General features: G+C 63.3%; 8 protein-coding genes and 4 pseudogenes. 6 read left to right on the top strand and 6 right to left on the bottom strand.

The features are described 5' to 3' along the window. From ACZ7L5_RS43655 to ACZ7L5_RS43645, 3 genes and pseudogenes are all read right to left on the bottom strand, one after another. Nucleotides 1-92: pseudogene (locus ACZ7L5_RS43655) on the bottom strand (electron transfer flavoprotein subunit beta); the annotation flags it as partial. Nucleotides 93-462: 370 nt separating this feature from the next. After that, nucleotides 463-846, bottom strand: coding sequence for a Cif family virulence factor (locus ACZ7L5_RS43650; RefSeq protein WP_471524518.1), 384 nt, complete (start codon nucleotides 844-846; stop codon nucleotides 463-465). 208 nt (nucleotides 847-1,054) lie between these two features. Beyond that, nucleotides 1,055-2,356 (bottom strand): phospholipase D-like domain-containing protein, encoded by a 1,302-nt coding sequence (locus ACZ7L5_RS43645; protein WP_471524516.1) that lies wholly within the window; start codon nucleotides 2,354-2,356, stop codon nucleotides 1,055-1,057. A 331-nt stretch (nucleotides 2,357-2,687) separates the two neighbouring features. Between ACZ7L5_RS43645 and ACZ7L5_RS43640 the strand changes: the two genes are divergently transcribed. Both ACZ7L5_RS43640 and ACZ7L5_RS43635 read left to right on the top strand, forming a co-directional pair. Further along, a complete protein-coding gene (locus ACZ7L5_RS43640; RefSeq protein WP_471524514.1) occupies nucleotides 2,688-9,077 on the top strand; it encodes an RHS repeat-associated core domain-containing protein in 6,390 nt (2,129 codons plus the stop codon). A 682-nt stretch (nucleotides 9,078-9,759) separates the two neighbouring features. Continuing rightward, nucleotides 9,760-10,146, top strand: coding sequence for a hypothetical protein (locus ACZ7L5_RS43635; RefSeq protein WP_471524512.1), 387 nt, complete (start codon nucleotides 9,760-9,762; stop codon nucleotides 10,144-10,146). A gap of 180 nt (nucleotides 10,147-10,326) precedes the next feature. Here the strand turns inward: ACZ7L5_RS43635 and ACZ7L5_RS43630 are convergent, their stop codons facing one another. Beyond that, nucleotides 10,327-10,518, bottom strand: coding sequence for a hypothetical protein (locus ACZ7L5_RS43630; protein WP_471524510.1), 192 nt, complete (start codon nucleotides 10,516-10,518; stop codon nucleotides 10,327-10,329). Nucleotides 10,519-10,982: 464 nt separating this feature from the next. Here ACZ7L5_RS43630 and ACZ7L5_RS43625 point away from each other — a divergent pair, with 464 nt between their 5' ends. Beyond that, complete coding sequence (locus ACZ7L5_RS43625; protein WP_471524508.1) at nucleotides 10,983-11,606, top strand: LysE family translocator; 624 nt, start codon at nucleotides 10,983-10,985, stop codon at nucleotides 11,604-11,606. A gap of 119 nt (nucleotides 11,607-11,725) precedes the next feature. Beyond that, nucleotides 11,726-14,956, top strand: a complete 3,231-nt coding sequence (gene icmF, locus ACZ7L5_RS43620; RefSeq protein WP_471524505.1) for a fused isobutyryl-CoA mutase/GTPase IcmF — start codon at nucleotides 11,726-11,728, stop codon at nucleotides 14,954-14,956. Between the two features lie 534 nt (nucleotides 14,957-15,490). Here the strand turns inward: icmF and ACZ7L5_RS43615 are convergent. Then, a pseudogene (locus ACZ7L5_RS43615) lies at nucleotides 15,491-15,970 on the bottom strand (NF041680 family putative transposase); the annotation flags it as partial. A 120-nt stretch (nucleotides 15,971-16,090) separates the two neighbouring features. Here ACZ7L5_RS43615 and ACZ7L5_RS43610 point away from each other — a divergent pair. Continuing rightward, a pseudogene (locus ACZ7L5_RS43610) lies at nucleotides 16,091-16,282 on the top strand (transposase); the annotation flags it as partial. Between the two features lie 26 nt (nucleotides 16,283-16,308). Here ACZ7L5_RS43610 and ACZ7L5_RS43605 read toward each other — a convergent pair. Further along, nucleotides 16,309-16,410: pseudogene (locus ACZ7L5_RS43605) on the bottom strand (IS5 family transposase); the annotation flags it as partial. A 690-nt stretch (nucleotides 16,411-17,100) separates the two neighbouring features. On the opposite strand from ACZ7L5_RS43605, the gene ACZ7L5_RS43600 reads away from it, so the two are divergent. Then, complete coding sequence (locus tag ACZ7L5_RS43600; protein WP_471524504.1) at nucleotides 17,101-18,990, top strand: AfsR/SARP family transcriptional regulator; 1,890 nt, start codon at nucleotides 17,101-17,103, stop codon at nucleotides 18,988-18,990. Nucleotides 18,991-19,048: the final 58 nt, after the last annotated feature.

Raw genomic sequence — 19,048 nt, 5'->3', positions numbered from 1 at the left:
TCGTCCCGGTCGACGGTCAGGTCATCGGCGAAGTGCCGGTCGCCAGTGGCGTCGGGCACGTACTTCACGGTGACAACGATCCTCAAGCTCACGCCAGTTCTCCTGTGTATCCCTGCAGGGTCTATGGGGGACCGGGCTGTGCCGAGGCTTCCCCGTCCCGAAGCAGGAGTGAGTGGCGCCGCAACCGGGCCCGGTGCGGAAGCTCAGCCAGAGGTTGGTCCCGAGGCTGCCGACCACACTCGGGACCAACCTGTAGCGGCGCGGCTGCTTCCGCGAGAACCGCGCCAGGCAGAAGGCCTGCGCCCGCCGCTCAGCCAGGTACAACCTTCTCGGCACATAAGAGCAGATCGGGACCATGGGGCAAAGAGGACAGGGTGGCGCATTTACGCCGTGACCGTGGCTCTGGCAGGACTGTGACCTGGCTGCACGAGGCGAGACGGCCGGATGGATCGCACGTGCGCGTTAGCTAGGAGCCGGTGCTGCGTGATATTGACGAATCCGCCAGGCGCCCGCGATGAATTGTGCAGTGAGGGAGAGACGTGCGGCAGAGGTAACGCCCGTGGGGGAGGTGAAGGTCACGTCCGCGAATCCGGCGACGATGCTTGCGTCTATCTGGTTGCAGCAGAGGACGCGCACTTCGGCTTTTGCGCCAGCGGGGACGTCATTGTAGTAGCCGATGATTTCTGCGGGGCTGATGCGCAGGTTGGGGCTGTAGCCCTGAAACAGCGCGTCCTCTGTGAACAATGCGGCGATATCCTCGCTACGGTGATCGTCGAAAGCCTGCTGCCATGTGCTCAGCAAGCCAACAAGTACGTCGTAGGCAGGGTCGGGGTCATTGCGGTGCATAGGGTCTCTCTGGTTGCGGCGAAGAATGTGGGTCGGGTCGGCCGGGGCGGCTGCCGCCGACCGAGCGGGAACCGCTGGTGGCCGTCTACCACGAAAGTCGAGGTTGGTGCAGACACCTCGGTCCACCGCGATCGCGGAGCGCCGCCCCGTACGACCCGAGACGGTTCCGTGTGTATGTTTCGCCAACCCGTATCCTCTGGAATCAGGACTATTCAGGCTGCGTTACTACTCCCTTGCACGACGGAGTGTTGTCGCTTGTGCCCGGATAGGCCGCGGCCTTGACTCTGTTGAACTGACCGACGTAAGTGTCGTGGACTGCGGATATGTCGATCTTCATCAGGGCTTCGTCGTTCTCTCGTAGGGCCGGTCCACTGTAGTTATGGCTCCCCGTCCAGACGATTTTCTGCAGTGCTCCGTCGTACATGCCATCAATGAGCAGGTACTTCGAATGCATAACGCGTCGACTGGTATTGGGGTTGCCGTCGTGGTCGTCGTTATAGCAGCGGGGGGCGAAGCCTGCGGTGGAATGAAGAGTTTCCCACGTCCCCGGCGTTACGCCATCGCTGGAGCTCGCGGCACTATCGGTCTCGGAATAGATGAGCTCAACGCTGCACCCGGCTCGTTTCAGCTCGATTAGTTTGTCGGCGACGCCCTGACGAGTGAACTTGAACATGCCGACTCGGATCTTGGTTTGCTTCGACGAGCCGTCGACCGCCGTGTATTTGCAGGTTACTTTGTCCAAGGTGTTCCAGATGGTGTCCTTGGAGTTTCCCGTCCCGGGATAGTATGGGAAGAAGTAGGCCTTGTAGGGGCTGAATGCGATACTTGTGTAGGACCAGGCGCCCCAGTCCTTCCCGACGAGCTTGTTGAAGTGGTTTGAATAAGCGCCGTAAATACCGCTGTTGTACGTCAGCACATAAGCGTCGTTCCAGAAGGCACTGTAGGACGAGGGCGAGAGGTTGGAGGAGGTCTGCACCACGACGTGGTTCGCACCGTCTACTTGGGAGAACAACCAGAATTTGTTGTGATTGATGGACTTCCCGAAATCGGGCCGCCCGAGGCAGGACTTGCCGACTGGGCACAGGTCGACGAATGAAGTGTGGGACGGATCGGTCCCCAGGGCGTTACGCAGGATTCCGTAGCTGGCATCAGAGGGGCGGTCGCTGACGGTGCTCTCGTCCAGGATGAGCTGAACGTACACACCGCGCTGAGTGTGCGCGTCGGCCAGCGCCTGGGCTATCTCCGCATCCCAGAAGTGATAGAGCGCCACCTTGATGGAGGATCCGGTTGGACTTGAGGAGATGTACCTCATCAACTGTGTGCGTATGGCCTGGGCTTCCTCTGGGGTGCCGAGCGGGTCGTTGAAGATCGCTCTCGATTGCTCCGTAGCCAAGACAGCTGGGCCGGTGCTCGCGCCTGCATCTGCGGCGCTGTGCAAGCCATGGGTGAGCAGTAGCGCCGACAACGCGACCGTCGCGCTGCCTCCTCTGATCCACGATGCCTGAGCCATGCAGTCCTCCTTGGATGAACGACGACCTGCAACACACCGCCCTCGTGGCAGTGGTGGTGCGTGTAATGCGTCAGTGTGATGTGGCGGATCCTGTCAGACCGACAGGGCGCACGAACAGCCGCCGCGAGTCAACATATGTGCGTGCTCTACCAGTTGACCTGCTGAAACAGGCACTGGCGTATTTGGTACCTCGACCTCGCGCACTCATCTGGTGGTGTCAGGGGGAGGCTAGGGTGCGCGCAACGCAAGTTCCCTTCTAGGCTGGTGCCTGCCCTGCGCGGCATCACCAGCCCATGTGAGCGGGTGAATCAGTGTGCTGAGACGTCGTGCCGTGGCGACCGCCACAGCCAAGTCCTTGCTTGCCGGTCTGATGTCTGTCGTGGCCTTCGCCCCGGAGGCGGGGGCACTACAAGGCGCTGAGGCCCCGAGCGTGCCAGCGAGCCAACTTGGTAAAGCCACACAACAGCCGGTCGAGTCGGGGATGACGAAAGCGCCCGAGGTGATGTGGCCGAAGCATGGACGCGGCACGGTCGCTGTTCCTGCGGCGGGTGCCAAGGCGCGCGCGGTGGCTGACAGTAGCGGGGACAGGACCGTAGTCACGGTGCGAGCGGCCAAGACACCCGCGAAGTCCGGTGCAGAGGCCGGTCTCTTGGGCTCGGTTCCCTCACACGCGACTGTGGAAGTACTGGATCGCAAGCAGATCAAGCCGTTCGGCGGGATGGGCTTGGGAGTGCGCGTTTGGCGCGCCGATGACGGGGAGCTCGCAGGTCCGGTAGAGGCGACCCTCGACTACTCCGGCTTCGCACGCGCCTACGGCGGAGCGTTTGCTTCACGCGTGAGACTGGTGAAACTGCCGGCCTGTGCGATGACGACACCGAAGAACCCCAAATGCGTCCGCGGACAGACGGTCGAGGGCCAGCGCAACGACCCTGGCCAGGGACAGCTGACGGCAGTGCTCGAAGCAGCCCCACGGCCAGCTGCCATCCCCATGGTGACCCGGCCTGCGGTCTACGCGCTGGTCTCGGGGTCCTCCTCCGACAAGGGCGACTACCGTGAGTCACCGACTAACCCCTCGGGCACGTGGGACGTGTCCCTCGGCTCCGGCGCCTTCACCTACTCTGTTCCGATCGAGGTGCCGAAGCCGCCGATGGGCGTAGCCCCCGAGCTGGCTCTGACATACAACTCGCAGAGCGTCGATGGCCGAACCTCGGCCAGTAACAACCAGGCGTCCTGGGTCGGCATGGGCTGGGATCTGAACGTCGGTGCAATCGAGCGCAGATACAAGAACTGCACCAAGGACGGGCATCCGACCATCGGTGATTTGTGCTGGGACTCACCCAACTCCGACACCGACGAGAACGGTGCGGTCTACACGATCACCATGGACGGCGTCACATCGCTGCTGATCAAGGACAACACGGGTAACGGAAGCAGCTGGCGGATCAAGGACGACCCCGGCTGGCGGGTGCAGAAGCTCAACGGCGGCTTCGGCTCCGATGACACCCGTGAGTACTGGGTGGTGACCAAGCAGGACGGTACCCGGTACTACTTCGGCTGGGGTCGTACCGAGCGCCTGAACCTGGGCAACGAGCGGGAGCTGACCAACTCAGTGCTGACCGTGCCTGTGATCGGCAACAACGCGGGCGAACCCTGCAAACCCTCCTTCCCCGATCCGTGTCAACAGGCCTGGCGCTGGTCCCTGGACCGAGTGGTCACCCCTAATGAAGTGGAGAACTCCTACTTCTACGAGAAGGAAACCAACCACTACCGGTCGGTAGCAACGGCCGTGGACCAGCCACGCAAGTACGATGCGGGCGCCTACCTGTCGCGTATCGACTACGGCTGGTCCTCCCAGATCCCCAGCGCTCAGCTCCCGGCAATGATCGACTTTCAGCATGTGAACCGCTGTGTGGAGCGCACGCGCGAGGATGATCCGCTCAACAACGCGGCTCCCAACTGCCCGACTTTTGACGCCAGCCCGAGCTCCTACCCAGACGTCCCGGTCGACCTCATCTGCGACGGGCCGGATGACGGCGAGACCTGCGCAGGCAAGACGTACTATCCAACGTTCTTCCAACGCGACGTGCTGTGGGACATCAACATCCACGTGCGGGACACCAACACGTCTGGCTGGGACCTGGTGCGGCAGTACCAGATGAAGTACGAGTTCATGAACCCGTCCGGATCGGTCGGGGAACAACTGTGGCTGGACTACATTCAGCGTCGCGGCTACGCCGGAGACGACATCGACGAGCCCACCATCAACTTCAACGGCCAATGGCAGGACAACAAGGTCGGAGAAGGTGAGCTGTACTTCCGCAGAGTCAATAAGATCTTTACCGACACCGGGGCCACCGTTAGCGCCACCTACGGGCACGCCACCGACGAAGCAGGCACCATCGACCGGCAGTGCCCAACAACTGGCGGGACTTCTCAGTCCGACAATCTATACGAGTGCTTCTGGCAGAAGTGGGCTCCTGAAGGCGCTGGCGAACGTAGCGGTTGGTTCAAGAAGTTCGTGACCAAGCAGGTCCGGGTCGACCCAGGAAGGGCCGACGAACATGCGCCACCTATGATCACCGACTACGAGTACGACGGGGAGCCGGGCTGGAAGTTCACCGCAGATCCGTTGACCAAGGATGAAGATGAGTCCTGGTCGGAATGGCGGGGGTACGGCAAAGTAGTCGTCACCACAGGCGCGGCCCAGGCCGAGAACAGGAACTCCACTTACCACTGGCTGTACCGCGGCCTGGACGGCGACCGGACTTCTAAAACTGATCCCGCCGCCAAACGCACCGTCGACGTCATCGACTCTGAAGAAACCGCCTGGCGGGACCACGCCTGGCTTGCGGGCATGACGCTGGAAACGTCCACGCGAAATCACGAGGGCGAATCGCAAAAGCGGGAGTGGCATGAGTACTGGTGGCACAACACCGCGCAGTACGAAAACCTGCCTGATGCCAGAATGGTGCGCGAAACGAAGCTGACCACCAAGGACGCGGTGGTTAACTCTGCCGATGGCACCGGGTGGCGCACACACGTCGTACAAACCGAATTCGACGACAGAGAAAACGCCTCAACCAACTTCGGCCTGCCGATGCGCATCGACGACCACGGAGAGGCTGGGATCTCGGACAACCAGTGCACCGAGTTCGGCCGCGCCTACAACACCGAAGACCTGTCCGATGACTCCACCGACACCAAGCGGTGGATGGTCTATGAGGACGACGTGCGCCACTACGACGTCTCTTGTACTCAGGTCGCTGCTGACGAGGCGGCGGAAGAACCGTTCAAGAACATGGACAAGCGCACCACTACCTTCTACGACGGGGCCGCGTCCTTCACCGAGAACAACGCCAAGCTGGTGGACGGCAACCCCACCGAGGTCCGCGCCTACACAGCCGAAACGGAGCACCGCACGAAGAAGGCACATTTTGATGCCGCTGGCCGGCTGATCAAGTCCTGGGACGGCAAGGGCAATCTGACCACCACCGAATACACTCCGGCCACCTCATGGCCAATCAACGGTACAAAGGTCATCACCCCGGACCCCGATGGCAGTGGCCCGGGCGCACCGCTGACCACCACCACGTACCGCTCCCGATTCTGGGGCCACCCGTGGAAGACAGTGGACCCGAACGGCAATGTCACCCAGACCGTCTATGACGCCGTCGGCAGGCTGACAAAGGTGTTCAAGCCTACGGAGGCCGATAACTACCCGGACGGCACAGCATCGATGACTTTCGCCTACACCACACCGGTGGCGACGTCGACGAACGGCGTGCCCCGTGTAGCCACGGGCGCCCCCATCCGGATCAAGTCACAGGCGCTGCAGACCGGGACGACCTACCAGGAAAGCTACACGTACCATGACGGTCTAGGCCGGCAACGCGAAGTACAGGTCAAAGCACCGTCCGGGACCGGTCGAACCGTCACCGTGACCCACTACGACGACACCGGCAACGTCTCCGGCACCTCGGCCCGGTTCTACAACAGCGAACCCTCAGGCTCCGGGCTGGTCAACCCGACCGTCGAGAACATTCCCTCTTACACCGCTACGCAGGCGGACTGGGCCGGACGCATCATCGACTCCCAAACCATGGTCAAGGGCGCGCCGCAAACTGCCGGAAAGACTACGACTCAGTACCAGGGCGCCGACGAGACCACGGTCTTCCCCGCGGAGGGCAGCCCCACCAAAACCGTCACCGACGTTTACGGCCGGGTGAGCAAGAGAGTGGAGAACCTCGGCGCAGCCCAATACACCACCACATACGGCTACACAGCTACGGGCCAACTGGAGCACCTCCACGACTCCAACGGCAACACCAGCCGCTACACATACAACTGGGTTGGCGAGGAAGTCACCAGCGAGGATCCTGACGCCGGAACGAGCACCAACACCTATGACGGCAACGGCAATATTTCAACGACAACCGATGGCGAAGGCACGCTACTGACCCACGCCTACGACGCCCTTGATCGCCCCACCACCACCCATCAGGGTGCCACGCTGGTCACCAAGAAGACCTACGACTCCGCTCCCGGCGGAAAGGGCAGCCTCGACAGCGCCACCACGTACACCGGTGGTCATGCATACACAACAAGGGTCGATGGCTACGACACTCGCGGTCACGCTACCGCCAGCACGACAACGGTGCCGGACGACGGGTCACGCCTGACTGGCTCATACAGCACGAAGTACACCTACAACCTGGCCGACCAGCTCACCAAGGTTCAATACCCGGAGACTGGCAACCTCCCAGCAGAAACCGTCACCACCACCTGGGATGACGGCAGGATCACCAAGGTGGCCAGCGGTATCACCACATACATGTCCGCTGCGAGCTACGACGACATGGGGCGCATCAAATCCCGCTCAGTGGGCGACGTGGGCACCGATACCAGCGCGACACGCGTGTTCACATACGACGACAGCAACGGTAGCGGATGGCTAAAGAACGTCAGTACCACCAAACTGACCGATGGCACTCCTGCCAGCGTCCAGGACGACACCTACACGCGCAACGACATGGGTGCAATAACGGCGTTGCGTGAAGCTACTGCCGACCAGCAGCAGTGCTTCACCTATGACGACCTGCAACGGCTGACTGGAGGGTGGACCACCGCTTCGACTTCCTGCACAGTAACGCCGTCCTCCGACTTCAGCGGTCCCGATCCCTATCAGACGGCCTGGTCCTACGACCGCATGGGCAACATCCAATCGGTTGTGAACAAGACGTCCGAGGCGTCTCCCGCCGTGACCAAGGACTACAAGTACCCTGGCTACAGCGCTGACGAGTCCACTTACACACCGAATCAGTCCCGCCCGCATGCCGTGTCAAGCGTCATCAAGTCGAGCGGAGGCAGAGACACCTACTCCTACGACAACGCCGGAAGGATGAAGGACCGCAGCGTCGGAGGAGTCGTTTCCTCAATTGACTGGAACGCGCAAGATCGCGTCGCCAAGATCACCCAGGCGAAGGCCGCCGGCAACGAAACCACGTCATACGTCTACGACATCGACGGTAAGGTTCTGCTGCGCAACGCCCCTGATGAGAGGGTCCTCTATCTCCCCGGGCAGGAACTGCACGCATACGGAACCGGGCCGGCCAAGGCCACCCGCTACTACACCGCTGGGAGCACCAGCATCGCCGTGCGTGTGGCTGACGACAGCACCAACGGCAAGCTGACATGGCTCCTTTCGGATGGCCAGGCCTCGACGCAACTGGCCATCGGGGTCGTGGGCGGTACCGTCACACGCCGTCGAACGAATCCCTTCGGCGAGCAGCGCGGCACCACGAATAACCTTCCGGGTGCCACGGATCGCGGGTTCCTTGGCAAGCCGGAGGACGACTCCACCGGTTTGTCGTTCCTGGACGCTCGTGCGTATGACCCCGCCCTCGGCCGATTCATCAGCCCGGACCCTGTCAAGACGCCGAGCGATCCGCAGAACCTCAGCCTTTACGGATACTCCAGGAACAATCCCGTCAACTTCAGTGACCCTACAGGCCTCGTCTTCGATGCCGAGATCTGGTACGGCGGCCCCCGCAAAAAGAAGACGAAGAAGTCTCCCTACCGGACCAAGAACCAAGCGTTCTGCACGCACTACAGGTGCTACAGCGCCGGCGGGAAGAATACTTCCATAGTCCGCGATGACGGATTCGGGGTTGTCAAGAAAATCGATGCCAAGGATCTGTCCAACCGGATTACCACTCGGGAGTACTTGTTCGCGCGGGAAGACCTCGGCTACGAAGGCACGCACGACCTCACCCAGAAGGAATTTGACACCTGGTACGACGGCGCTGATGAGCGCCTCCAGCAATCGATCCTGATCTTCTCTGGCTGCATCAGCAAGAACATCGATTTGGCTGAATGCCGAACACAGGCCAAGAAAACCGAAGGCTACAAAAAGGCCCGCGAAGACGACTACGGATTGATCGATATCTCCGGAGGCTGGGCTGGTCTTGCCGGAATGGCCGGGTCATTTGCGTGCAGTGGCTTCACCCCGGCTGTGGGAATGGCTTGTGCCGCAGGGGCGGGGGCTCTAGTGGGCGGACTCCAGCACATGGCTTCCGACGAAGAGCACAAGAATGGAACGACGTACCTCAGGGCGATCACTGAGGGGGCGGTCGCCGGGTTTGCAGGTTCATATGGTGGATCTGCAGGTGCAGTCTGGAGAGTGAATGGGACGATGCGCGCCCAGCGGGCGGCCGCTCCATAGAAGTTGGTCTCTGACCGGCTCAATTGCCCGCGAAATCGCGGCACAACAGCACGGATGAGGATCGTGGTCCGCTGCCCGGAGCCGCGCACGCGGCAATCTGGCCGCGCCTTGTAGTAGAGCCGTCCTCCTGATCCACGGGAGGACGGCTTTTTCGTGTCCAACCAGGGATCGGAGGCGGCGCCCTTCTCACCCGGCGTCCCCAGACGTGCGCAGGGGGGACGAGTTGGCAGAACAGAGTCGCGTCGACGTGATCACGGGTTTTCCACGCTCTGTGCCGCAGGGCTGTGCTCGGGTGCGATACGGAAGGGCAACAGGTGGTGGCGCTACTGGCAGTCGCTCGTCTCTGTCCCTGGCGCGACGGCCGTCGCCGGGAAGGTGCAGCGGATTTCGGCGAAGAGGCGCCGTCAGTCATCGCCGTGGGTGACCGCCGTAGCGAGGAGGGCGTCCAGCGCCGCGTTGAGGGGGTCGGCGGAGTCAGCATCGAAGAGAGCGGCGAAGGCGGCGGCCTGGGGCAAGCCGGGGGTTCCGTCGTGGGACCGTGGGACGCGTTCGTCGGCGAATACGGCACCCGCAGCCGTCGTGGGTCGTCCAGCGGCGGCGAGTAGCGCTCACCCCGGTCGAGCTCCACCAGGCCACGCGCCACCCAGTCGATTTCGCTGAGTCCTGCCGTCGTACAGGCGCGATGAGCTGCCCAGCGGGCGAGTGCGCGCTGTTCCTGGGGACCTGCGGCGTCGATCGCGTGCACGAGTGCGGCATCAAGGCCCACAAGGCCATTCGGGTAGCCCTGAACGCTCCGGAGCTTGTCCCGGACATCCCGGAGGCGGTTGCTGGGCAGGCGCCCGCCCCACGCGTCCATCTCCTGTTGAAGTCTGGTGCGCTCCTCCTCGCGGGCCTGGCGCTCGGCTTTGGCTCGCTGTTCGGCGGTGGGGCCTGCGGGCTGCTCGCGCGCGAACTCGTGCCAATGGGCGGCGACTTGACTGGTCTCCTTGACCACGCGGTCCGGGGCCGGCGGGCTTGGCCAGAATCGCAGCAGATACTCATCCAGCACGGTCTCACCCACGTCGCGTGAAGCGCCCCTCGCTGCGTCCATACCCCGGCAGTGGTATCGGACCCGGTACGAGATCTGGGAGAGCGGGAGCGGATACCGGCCGGTCTCCCACTCGACGAGGTCGATCTCGGTTGAAGCGGGCCGGAATGACACCTCGACGATGTCCTCCCAGACGTCGGCGTGCAGCGGTGGCTCCGTCTCTTACTGCTCGACGGTGAACGGGACGGAGCCGGTGTGCATTCCGGTCAGCAGAAGGAGGTCGCCCCTCACCGACCCGCCGCACAGCCCTGCGCGCTGGCCGGCGAAGGCATCTTCGAGGGTGGGGCCGTAACCGCTGCAGACATAAATCTGTCCATAGGCCACATTCACTGCGCCGCTGAAGAGTGTTCGCATTGATCAAGCGTGGCGGACGGGTCTGACAATGAGCGGTTTCCGACGGATGGGCGGTCTGGATCGCTGCCCTGCCTTCGACGCGGCGGTCCAGCGCTCGGGTGCAAGCATCAAGGCTCAAGCAGCTCCGTCGGAACGCCATTCCAGTCGGCGGATCAATGCCAGGTAACAGGGGATGCGCGCCGCGACCGATACGCCAGTTCGGCTGACGTCTCGAACTGCAGGCTTTTCGAGGGGCTGTCGAGCTGGTGCTCGCGAACGGCCGGTGTGAGCGCCGGCCGCACATCTGCTTCTGGATGGCGTGTTCACGCCGTGCGGTTGGCCGAGGAACTCCGACGGCGTGCACCTGCGGTATATGTGACGACGGGCGTTGTGGCCGCTTCCGCGCGGACTTGACCTGGCCGAGGCGTTGTCGGGGCGCACGTGGTGCGTGGCCCATATAGGGACGGATTGCGAGGAGGTCCCCTATGGGGCTCGACCCGGTGACGTATGCGTCCTTCGTGGCGGCAGTGTCGGTCATCTGCATCACTCCAGGTCCGGACATGCTGTACGTGCTGTCCCAGGGCATCAGACTGGGACCGCGAGCTGGACTGCTCGCCGCCCTCGGCATGGCCGTCGGGATGGCTTGCCACACCGCTCTCGTCGCAGTCGGCACCGCTGCCCTCATCACATCCTTCCCTCTGCTCTTCCAGGCCCTCCGCATCGCAGGCGCCGGCTATCTGGTCTACCTGGCCTGGCACACGTTCCGGAGCTCGGGTCGCATGACGCTCGCGGAGGATGCGGAGAAGACGTCTCTCTCCGGTGTCTTTCGGCGCGCTGTGTTCGTGAACCTCCTCAACCCCAAGATCGTGCTCTTCTACCTGGCCTTCTTGCCTCAGTTCGTCAACACAGAGGCGGGCGGTGCCAGCAGCCAGTTGCTGATCTTGGGCATGACGTTTGCCGGGATTGGGTTTCTTGTCGATGCCGTCATTGGTGTGACGGCAGGGCAGTGTGGACGGCGGTTGCAGCAGTGGCCGGCAGTCGGCCGATGGCTCAACCGCTTCGGCGGTGCGGTTCTCCTGGGACTTGCTGCACGCGTGGCCCTCGCCTGAGGAACGCGCACGCCGCGTGTGCCGCTCCTCACATCATGGCTGCCCACCTCCAGCAAATTACTAGGACGTCCTAGTATTTCTGGAGTCAGCGTTACCCCTGCCTGGCCGGGAAGGCCCTCATGAGCGATCTGCACCGTCCTGTCCACCCAGTCCGCCTGGTCACCGCCTCTGCCTTGTTCGACGGACACGACGCGTCGATCAACATCATGCGGCGAATCTTCCAGTCGCAGGGTGCTGAGGTGATTCACCTCGGTCACAACCGGTCGGTGCGCGAGGTCGTGGATGCGGTGCTGGAAGAAGATGCTCACGGTGTGGCGGTGTCGTCGTACCAGGGCGGGCACGTGGAGTACTTCGAGTACTTGGTGGACTCACTTCATCGGCACGGGGCTGAACACGTCCGTGTGGTGGGCGGCGGGGGCGGCGTCATCGTGCCTCAAGAGATCACCCGGCTCCGGGACAGCGGGGTAACAATCTTCTCCCCGGAAGACGGCCAGCGGATGGGCCTGGCGGGGATGGTCAACTCAGTGGTGAAGAGCTGTGACTTTGACCTGTGGGGTACCAGGCCGGCCGATGCCGACGCTGTGCTCACCGGTGACCGGTTCGCGATCTCCCGCGCCATCACCGGTGCCGAACTGGGCAAGGTGTCGCCGGCATTCATGGAACGGATACGGGCCGCAGCCACGAGGCGTGCCGCCCCGGTCCTCGGCATCACTGGTACCGGTGGTTCGGGCAAGTCGTCACTGACGGATGAGCTGGTGCGTCGATTCCGCGTCGATCAGCAAGACAAACTACGGATCGCCGTGATCGCAGTGGATCCGACCCGTCGCCGCGGCGGTGGTGCACTCCTCGGTGACCGGATCCGGATGAACTCGCTTGATGGACACCGTGTCTTCTTTCGCAGCCTGGCCACCCGCGGCAGCCGAGAGTTGCCCGAGCATCTGTCCGATGTGATCGATGTAGTGAAGGCGGCCGGCTTCGACCTGGTGATCGTGGAGACCCCGGGTATAGGTCAGGGCGACGCTGCGATTGTGCCGTTCGTCGACACCTCGATGTATGTGATGACATCGGAGTTCGGCGCAGCCTCGCAGCTCGAGAAGATCGACATGCTCGACTTTGCCGATGTCGTTGCAATCAACAAGTTCGAACGGCGCGGTTCCAAGGACGCCTTGCGAGACGTGCGCCGCCAACTGATCCGCAGTCGTGAGGCGTTCGGGAAGCAGCCCGAGGACATGCCGGTGTGGGGCACGTCGGCGGCCACCTTCAACGACGACGGCGTCACAGCGCTCTACCAGCACCTGAAGAACACTCTGGTCACGCACGGGCTGCCGCTGGCCGAGAGCATGCTGCAGCCGGTCGACGTTCGCCACTCCTCGGGCATACGGCAGGTGGTTCCCACGGACCGGGTGGCCTATCTCGCCGAGATTGCCCACGCCATCCGCACCTACCACGTCGAGACAGGGCACATTGCCGAGGCCGCCCGGCGCGTGCAACACCTGGAGACCGTCCAAGGCGAGCTCATCAAGGCCGGCTCCGACGCCGGCAACGTGGAGTCGCTGCTCGTGTCTGCCCGCAAGCAACTCCCGCAGCAGGTCACGGAACAGATCGAGAACTGGCCTGCCATCGTCGCCTCTTACTCCGGCGACGAGCAGGTCGTAAAGATCCGGGACAGAGAGATCCGCACCAAGCTCACCCGCGAGTCCCTGTCGGGGAACAGAATCCCCCGCGTCGCCCTGCCCCAGTACACCGATCACGGGGAAATGGTGCGATTCTGGCGCCGGGAGAACCTGCCCGGCTACTTCCCCTTCACTGCCGGAGTGTTCCCCTTCAAGCGCGACAACGAGGACCCCGCGCGGATGTTCGCCGGCGAAGGCGACCCGTTCCGCACCAACCGGCGCTTCAAGCTGCTCTCCGAAGGACAGCCAGCCACCCGGCTGTCCACCGCCTTCGACTCGGTGACCCTCTACGGCCGTGACCCGGACGAACGCCCTGACATTTACGGCAAGGTCGGCACCTCTGGGGTCTCGGTGGCGACCTTGGACGACATGAAAGCGCTCTACGACGGCTTCGACCTCGTCGCGCCCACGACCTCGGTTTCGATGACGATCAACGGGCCCGCGCCGACCATCCTGGCGTTCTTCCTCAACACCGCAATCGACCAGCGAATCGAGAGGTTCCGCGCTGCTGAGGGGCGCGAACCCTCACCTGAGGAGGCCGCCGAGCTGCGAACGCAGGCGCTGGCCAACGTCCGAGGGACGGTGCAGGCCGACATCCTCAAGGAGGACCAGGGCCAGAACACCTGTCTGTTCTCCACGGAATTCTCCCTGCGGATGATGGCTGACATCCAGGAATGGTTCATCGCCCACAAGGTGCGCAACTTCTACTCGGTGTCGATCTCCGGCTACCACATCGCCGAAGCCGGGGCCAACCCCATCAGCCAACTCGCTTTCACCTTGGCCAACGGCTTCACCTACGTTGAGGCGTATCTGGCACGAGGCATGTCCATCGACGACTTCGCCCCCAACCTGTCGTACTTCTTCTCCAACGGCATGGACCCCGAGTACTCCGTCCTCGGCCGGGTCGCCCGCCGGATCTGGGCCGTCGCGATGAAGGAGAAATACGGCGCCAACGACCGCTCCCAGAAGCTGAAGTACCACGTCCAGACCTCCGGACGCTCCCTGCACGCCCAGGAAATGGACTTCAACGACATCCGCACCACCCTGCAGGCCCTCATAGCCATCTACGACAACTGCAACAGCCTGCACACCAACGCTTTCGACGAGGCAGTCACCACTCCCACCGAAGACTCCGTTCGCAGGGCCCTGGCCATTCAACTGATCATCAACCGGGAGTGGGGCCTGTCGATGAATGAGAACCCACTACAGGGCGCGTTCATCATCGATGAACTCACCGACATGGTCGAGGAAGCGGTCCTCCAGGAGTTTGAACGGATCAGCGAGCGTGGCGGTGTACTCGGCGCCATGGAGACCGGCTACCAGCGTGGTCGCATCCAGGACGAGTCCATGCTCTACGAGCAGCGCAAGCACGACGGCACCCTGCCCCTCATCGGAGTCAACACCTTCCGCAGCCCCCACACCGACACCGCCGAACAGGCCGTTATCGAGCTGGCGCGCGCCACCGAACAGGAGAAGCAGTCCCAGCTGGAACGCGTCCGTACCTACCAGGCAACCCACGAAGAATCGGCTCATGCTGCCCTGGCTGCTCTCAAGTACGCGGCCATGGAGGGCGGCAACGTCTTCGCCGTCCTCATGGACGCAGCCCGGGTCTGCACGCTCCAGCAGATCACGGATGCCTTCTTCGAGGTCGGTGGCCAGTACCGCCGCAATGTCTGAGGGTCACCGCTGGCCGGCGAGGGCTGCCTGCACGCAGCCAGCTCCTGGGTGTAGTTGACCGTGCCGCTATCGGCTGCGCAGTCTGTTGTAGGCGACCACGCCCGATCTCTGTTGGCTTCTGCGGCACACTTCTGGTTGCCGTAAGGACAAGCTTGATGAACGACACGGACTGGGCGGTGGAGGCAAAGCCGGTCACGCGCGCGTCCAACTGATCTGCCGCCGACGGCTGGTGGACCCAGCGACGATCTCCGCCCTGCTCAGGGCACTGACGTATCGCCGCTGCTATCGGATCGGCTCAGGCGTGTGCGATTCACTCATGCATGGTGAGCGCTACAAGCGTCTCGGGCAGTGTGAGAAGGCTCAGCAGCAGGCCGGTGGTGAGACAATAGGCAATCCGGACGGCCTCCATGAACTCCGGCACTTAGCTTGGCGTTTATACAGGTCTGGTGCCCGTGATGGTTGCTGGGAGGCTTGGTTTGTCCCGTTTCCCGACGGGGTGCTCGCGTGCACGGTGCCGGTTCACGGCGCCGATGCTCGGGCTGGGCCTGCAATGCTGGGTTTCGGTGCACTGGCCAGCTGAGGAGTTGTCCCGTGGAGGCGGCGAAATCCTCGACGGACACGCGCGGGTGTGAGGCGCCCTTGGCGTGCGGGCCGCTCCCAGGGCTTGCGAAGATCTTCTGCGAGGGGCCGGGCAAGCCGGAGTTGAGTGTGGGCGGCGATGAGGAGCCAGGTCCAGCGATCGGCGGCGGCACGCTCGCGGAGCTTGGCAGCGGTCCACCCCAACGTCTGCTTGACATCCTGAAGGGGTGCTCAAGATTGAATCTGCGCAGGAACGCCTGCCAGAGCCGATCCACATCCCCGGCAGTCGCGGGGTTGCTGACCATCACAGCCAGATGGGCTTGGGGTTGCGGTCTCCACGGAGGTGGTCGCCCTGAAGGCGGATGACGGTGCCGGCGAGCGCCGGACCAGCAGCGGGTGCAGGCGGTCCCAGGCAGGGGCGACGGCCTTCCCGTAGTGAAACGGTCTACGACTACTACGTGAAGTGGGAAACCGACGGGACCATCCGGCAGGTCCACAACCTGTTACGCGAAAGGGCCCGGCGGGCCCTACGGCCGCAATGCGGAGCCCACCGCGGTTGTGGTGGACGCGCAGTGCGTCAAGACCTCGACAAACGTCGCCGAGAGCAGCCAAGGAATCGATGCCGGTAAGAAGATCAAAGGAGGAAAGCGACACTTGATGACCGACAGGTTCGGTCTGATCCTGGCATTCCTTGTCACCGCCGCGAATGTGCACGACCCCACCGGCGGCAAGCTTCTGCTCGACGAGTTGGCTGCGGCACATCCGGGCGTCGCCAGCCAACCGAGGGTTCGCTCGATCACCCACCGCTTCGGAAGTGGCTGGAACCCCTTCGCACCTGGCCGCTGCACGACCTCGACATCGATGCCCAGCGGGGCGCCATGGTTGAAGGTGCTGTTCTGGTAACCGACGTCGACCCAGACTTTAGACTGGTGGTGCGTTCACCGCAGGGTATAGAGCCAGCGCTACTCGCGGCGACGTGACGTCATCGCACGATACAATAGCTGCGGGTTGAATAATCGGAGGCACAAGAAATACCCCTGATCCGGAGGAGTGCATGCTGGTCGGCGCTCACCTGTCAGCCTGGGGCGTGAGACCGTCCGGGCGTCAGCGCGAGAAGACTATGTAATAGACGCCAATAGGGTGCAATCAACCGCATTTACTCCCGGCATCAATTTTGCCGCAGTGTGCCAACTACAACACAACTGTGGTTCAAACTCCAGGTATCCAGCGGCTATTGGCGCATTTGCGCCTCCTGGCATCATGCCAACCTAAGCCGACCGCTGGCGGGGGTGCCTGCTCGCAATGGAACCTCCGCTTCGACCATCGCCTGCTGGATAGACCTCGCCTGCGAAGTAGCCAACGGGTGCTTACCAGAACGGACTTTCGTCCGTCGTTTTTGCTGTCGGCACCCGTGCCGTGCTTCAGTTGTTCAGAGGATTGCGGGCTGTGTGATCTGACTGTCGTGCAACGATCAAGTTATGAGGTTCTACGTACTCGGATCGTTGAGAGTGTCGAATGGGCAGGGAACAGAGACAATGCCCACCGGACGCAGAGACAGAGCGTTCTTGGCGGAACTGCTTGCCCACGCGGGACGCGTGGTGTCGATCGACCACCTCGCCGAGTCGGCATGGCCCGCCCGCATGCCGGTTAATCGGGTCAACGCGGTTCACGTGCGGGTCTCGCGTCTCAGGTCGCTCTTCCGGTCCATGTCTGACCCGGGCACCGTCGAGGCGGTGATTTCGACCGAACCTGGTGCATACCGTCTGGTGCCTGATGACATAGACGCCGATCGTTTCGAAGCTCTACTGGAGGCAGGCATACGGGAGCGCGCCAGAGGGCACCTCGACAAGGCGGCCGACCTGCTCGATGGCGCCCTGTCGCTTTGGGAAGGGGAGGCGTTCACAGACATCACAGGGGGCGACTGCGTGGCCGCCGAAGCCGACAGGCTGACCGAGCTGCGGTTGGTCGGTCTGGAACAGCAGACCGATGTAATGCTGGCTATGGGAGCGCACACGCAGGTGGTGAGCAGACTCAAGCCCCTCGTTGAGAGGTACCCGCTCCGTGAGACGTTCCACGGCTACCTGATGACCGCCCTCCACCGGTCCAACCGCTCGGCCGAGGCTCTTGCGGTCTACGCCAAGCTGCGTTCGAAACTTGCCGACGAGCTCGGTGCTGAGCCAACCCCCGACCTGCGGAACCTGCATCGGTCCCTATTGGACGACGCGCAGGGCAGCGGCCCGGCGAACGCGTGGTCGTCGATCACCGTGACGCGGTCTGGATGGGCGTCCCCGTCCCAGCTTCCCGCCGACACTCCTGATTTTGTACCGGGTGAGGCTTCCAAGGTCGTTGCTCACGCCTTCACAGCCAGTGATCAGGCCACCATGACCCTCGCGGTGATCACGGGCCAGGGTGGGGCAGGAAAGACGACAGTCGCTGTCCACCTCGCACATCAGCTGCGTTCCTCATTCCCGGACGGACAGCTCTACGTTGATCTGGGCGGCAGCGCCGAGTACCCCACGGAGCCCGAGGCGGCACTCGCCCAGATGCTGAGCGCGACGAACCCTTCTCCGTCGCAGTTGCCCACGGGCCTCGCGGCGAAGGCTGCCTGCTTCCGTGATGGCCTAAAGGGCCGGCGCGTTCTATTGGTGCTCGACGATGCCGCCGACGAGGCACAGTTGCAGCACCTCCTCCCGGGCAACCCGGAGAGCGGCGTAATCGTTACCAGCAGGGCACGGCTCACCGGTCTGTCTTGCACCTCCCGCATCGAGCTCGACGACATGAGCCAGCACCAGTCCTTGGTGCTGCTCCAGCGCGTCGTGGGTGCCGCGCGGGTGGACCAAGAAGTGGTTGCGGCTCGCGAAGTGGCTCGCCTCTGCTGTTACCTGCCGTTCGCGCTGCGCATCGCTGGGGCAAGGCTTGCCGCCAAGCCGCACTGGACCCTCGGTGATCTCGCCTCCCGCCTGTCCCACCGGCGCTGGCTTCTGGACGAACTCACCCGCGACTCACTCAGCGTCCGTTCTTGCTTCGCTCCTGCCTATCGTCGCCTGCCCGAGGATGAGAGACGCCTCTTCCGGATGATCGGACTGTCCGATGTCGAGGTCTTCTCCGCTGCGTCGATGACTGCGGTGCTTGACCGCCCGGTGCCTGACAGGGCTGACCCGCTGGAACGGCTGGTGGACAGCCGCTTGCTCAGGGTGGTCGACAGGGATCCGTTGACGTTTCGGATGCCCGGTCTGGTGGCTGCCTATTCCAGGGAAGTGGCGGAGGCGGAGGCATCGGACACCGAACGGGAAGCGGCGCAGCGCCTACGGCGCATTCAGGAGCATCGAGCGGCGCTCGTGGACGTCGGCATTGTGGGACCACGGGGAGCGGGGGGACATGAATTTACCGGTGCGCAGCCGTCTCCGAGGGAGCATGTGATCTGCATGGGAGGCGCTTTGCCCGGTCAGGGCTGACCGGACCCGGATCGCCACACGGCATGCCCTCATGGCACCGGCTTCGCGGTGACGAGCG

The organism is Streptomyces sp. NPDC107528 (assembly GCF_055639295.1).
This window is presented reverse-complemented; position numbering and strand designations above follow the sequence as displayed.

Coding starts and splice junctions, on each gene's coding strand:
- icmF (WP_471524505.1), top strand. CDS start 11,726: ATGAGCGATCTGCACCGTCCTGTCCACCCAGTCCGCCTGGTCACCGCC.
- ACZ7L5_RS43650 (WP_471524518.1), bottom strand. CDS start 846: ATGCACCGCAATGACCCCGACCCTGCCTACGACGTACTTGTTGGCTTG.
- ACZ7L5_RS43630 (WP_471524510.1), bottom strand. CDS start 10,518: ATGCGAACACTCTTCAGCGGCGCAGTGAATGTGGCCTATGGACAGATT.
- ACZ7L5_RS43645 (WP_471524516.1), bottom strand. CDS start 2,356: ATGGCTCAGGCATCGTGGATCAGAGGAGGCAGCGCGACGGTCGCGTTG.
- ACZ7L5_RS43625 (WP_471524508.1), top strand. CDS start 10,983: ATGGGGCTCGACCCGGTGACGTATGCGTCCTTCGTGGCGGCAGTGTCG.
- ACZ7L5_RS43635 (WP_471524512.1), top strand. CDS start 9,760: ATGAGCTGCCCAGCGGGCGAGTGCGCGCTGTTCCTGGGGACCTGCGGC.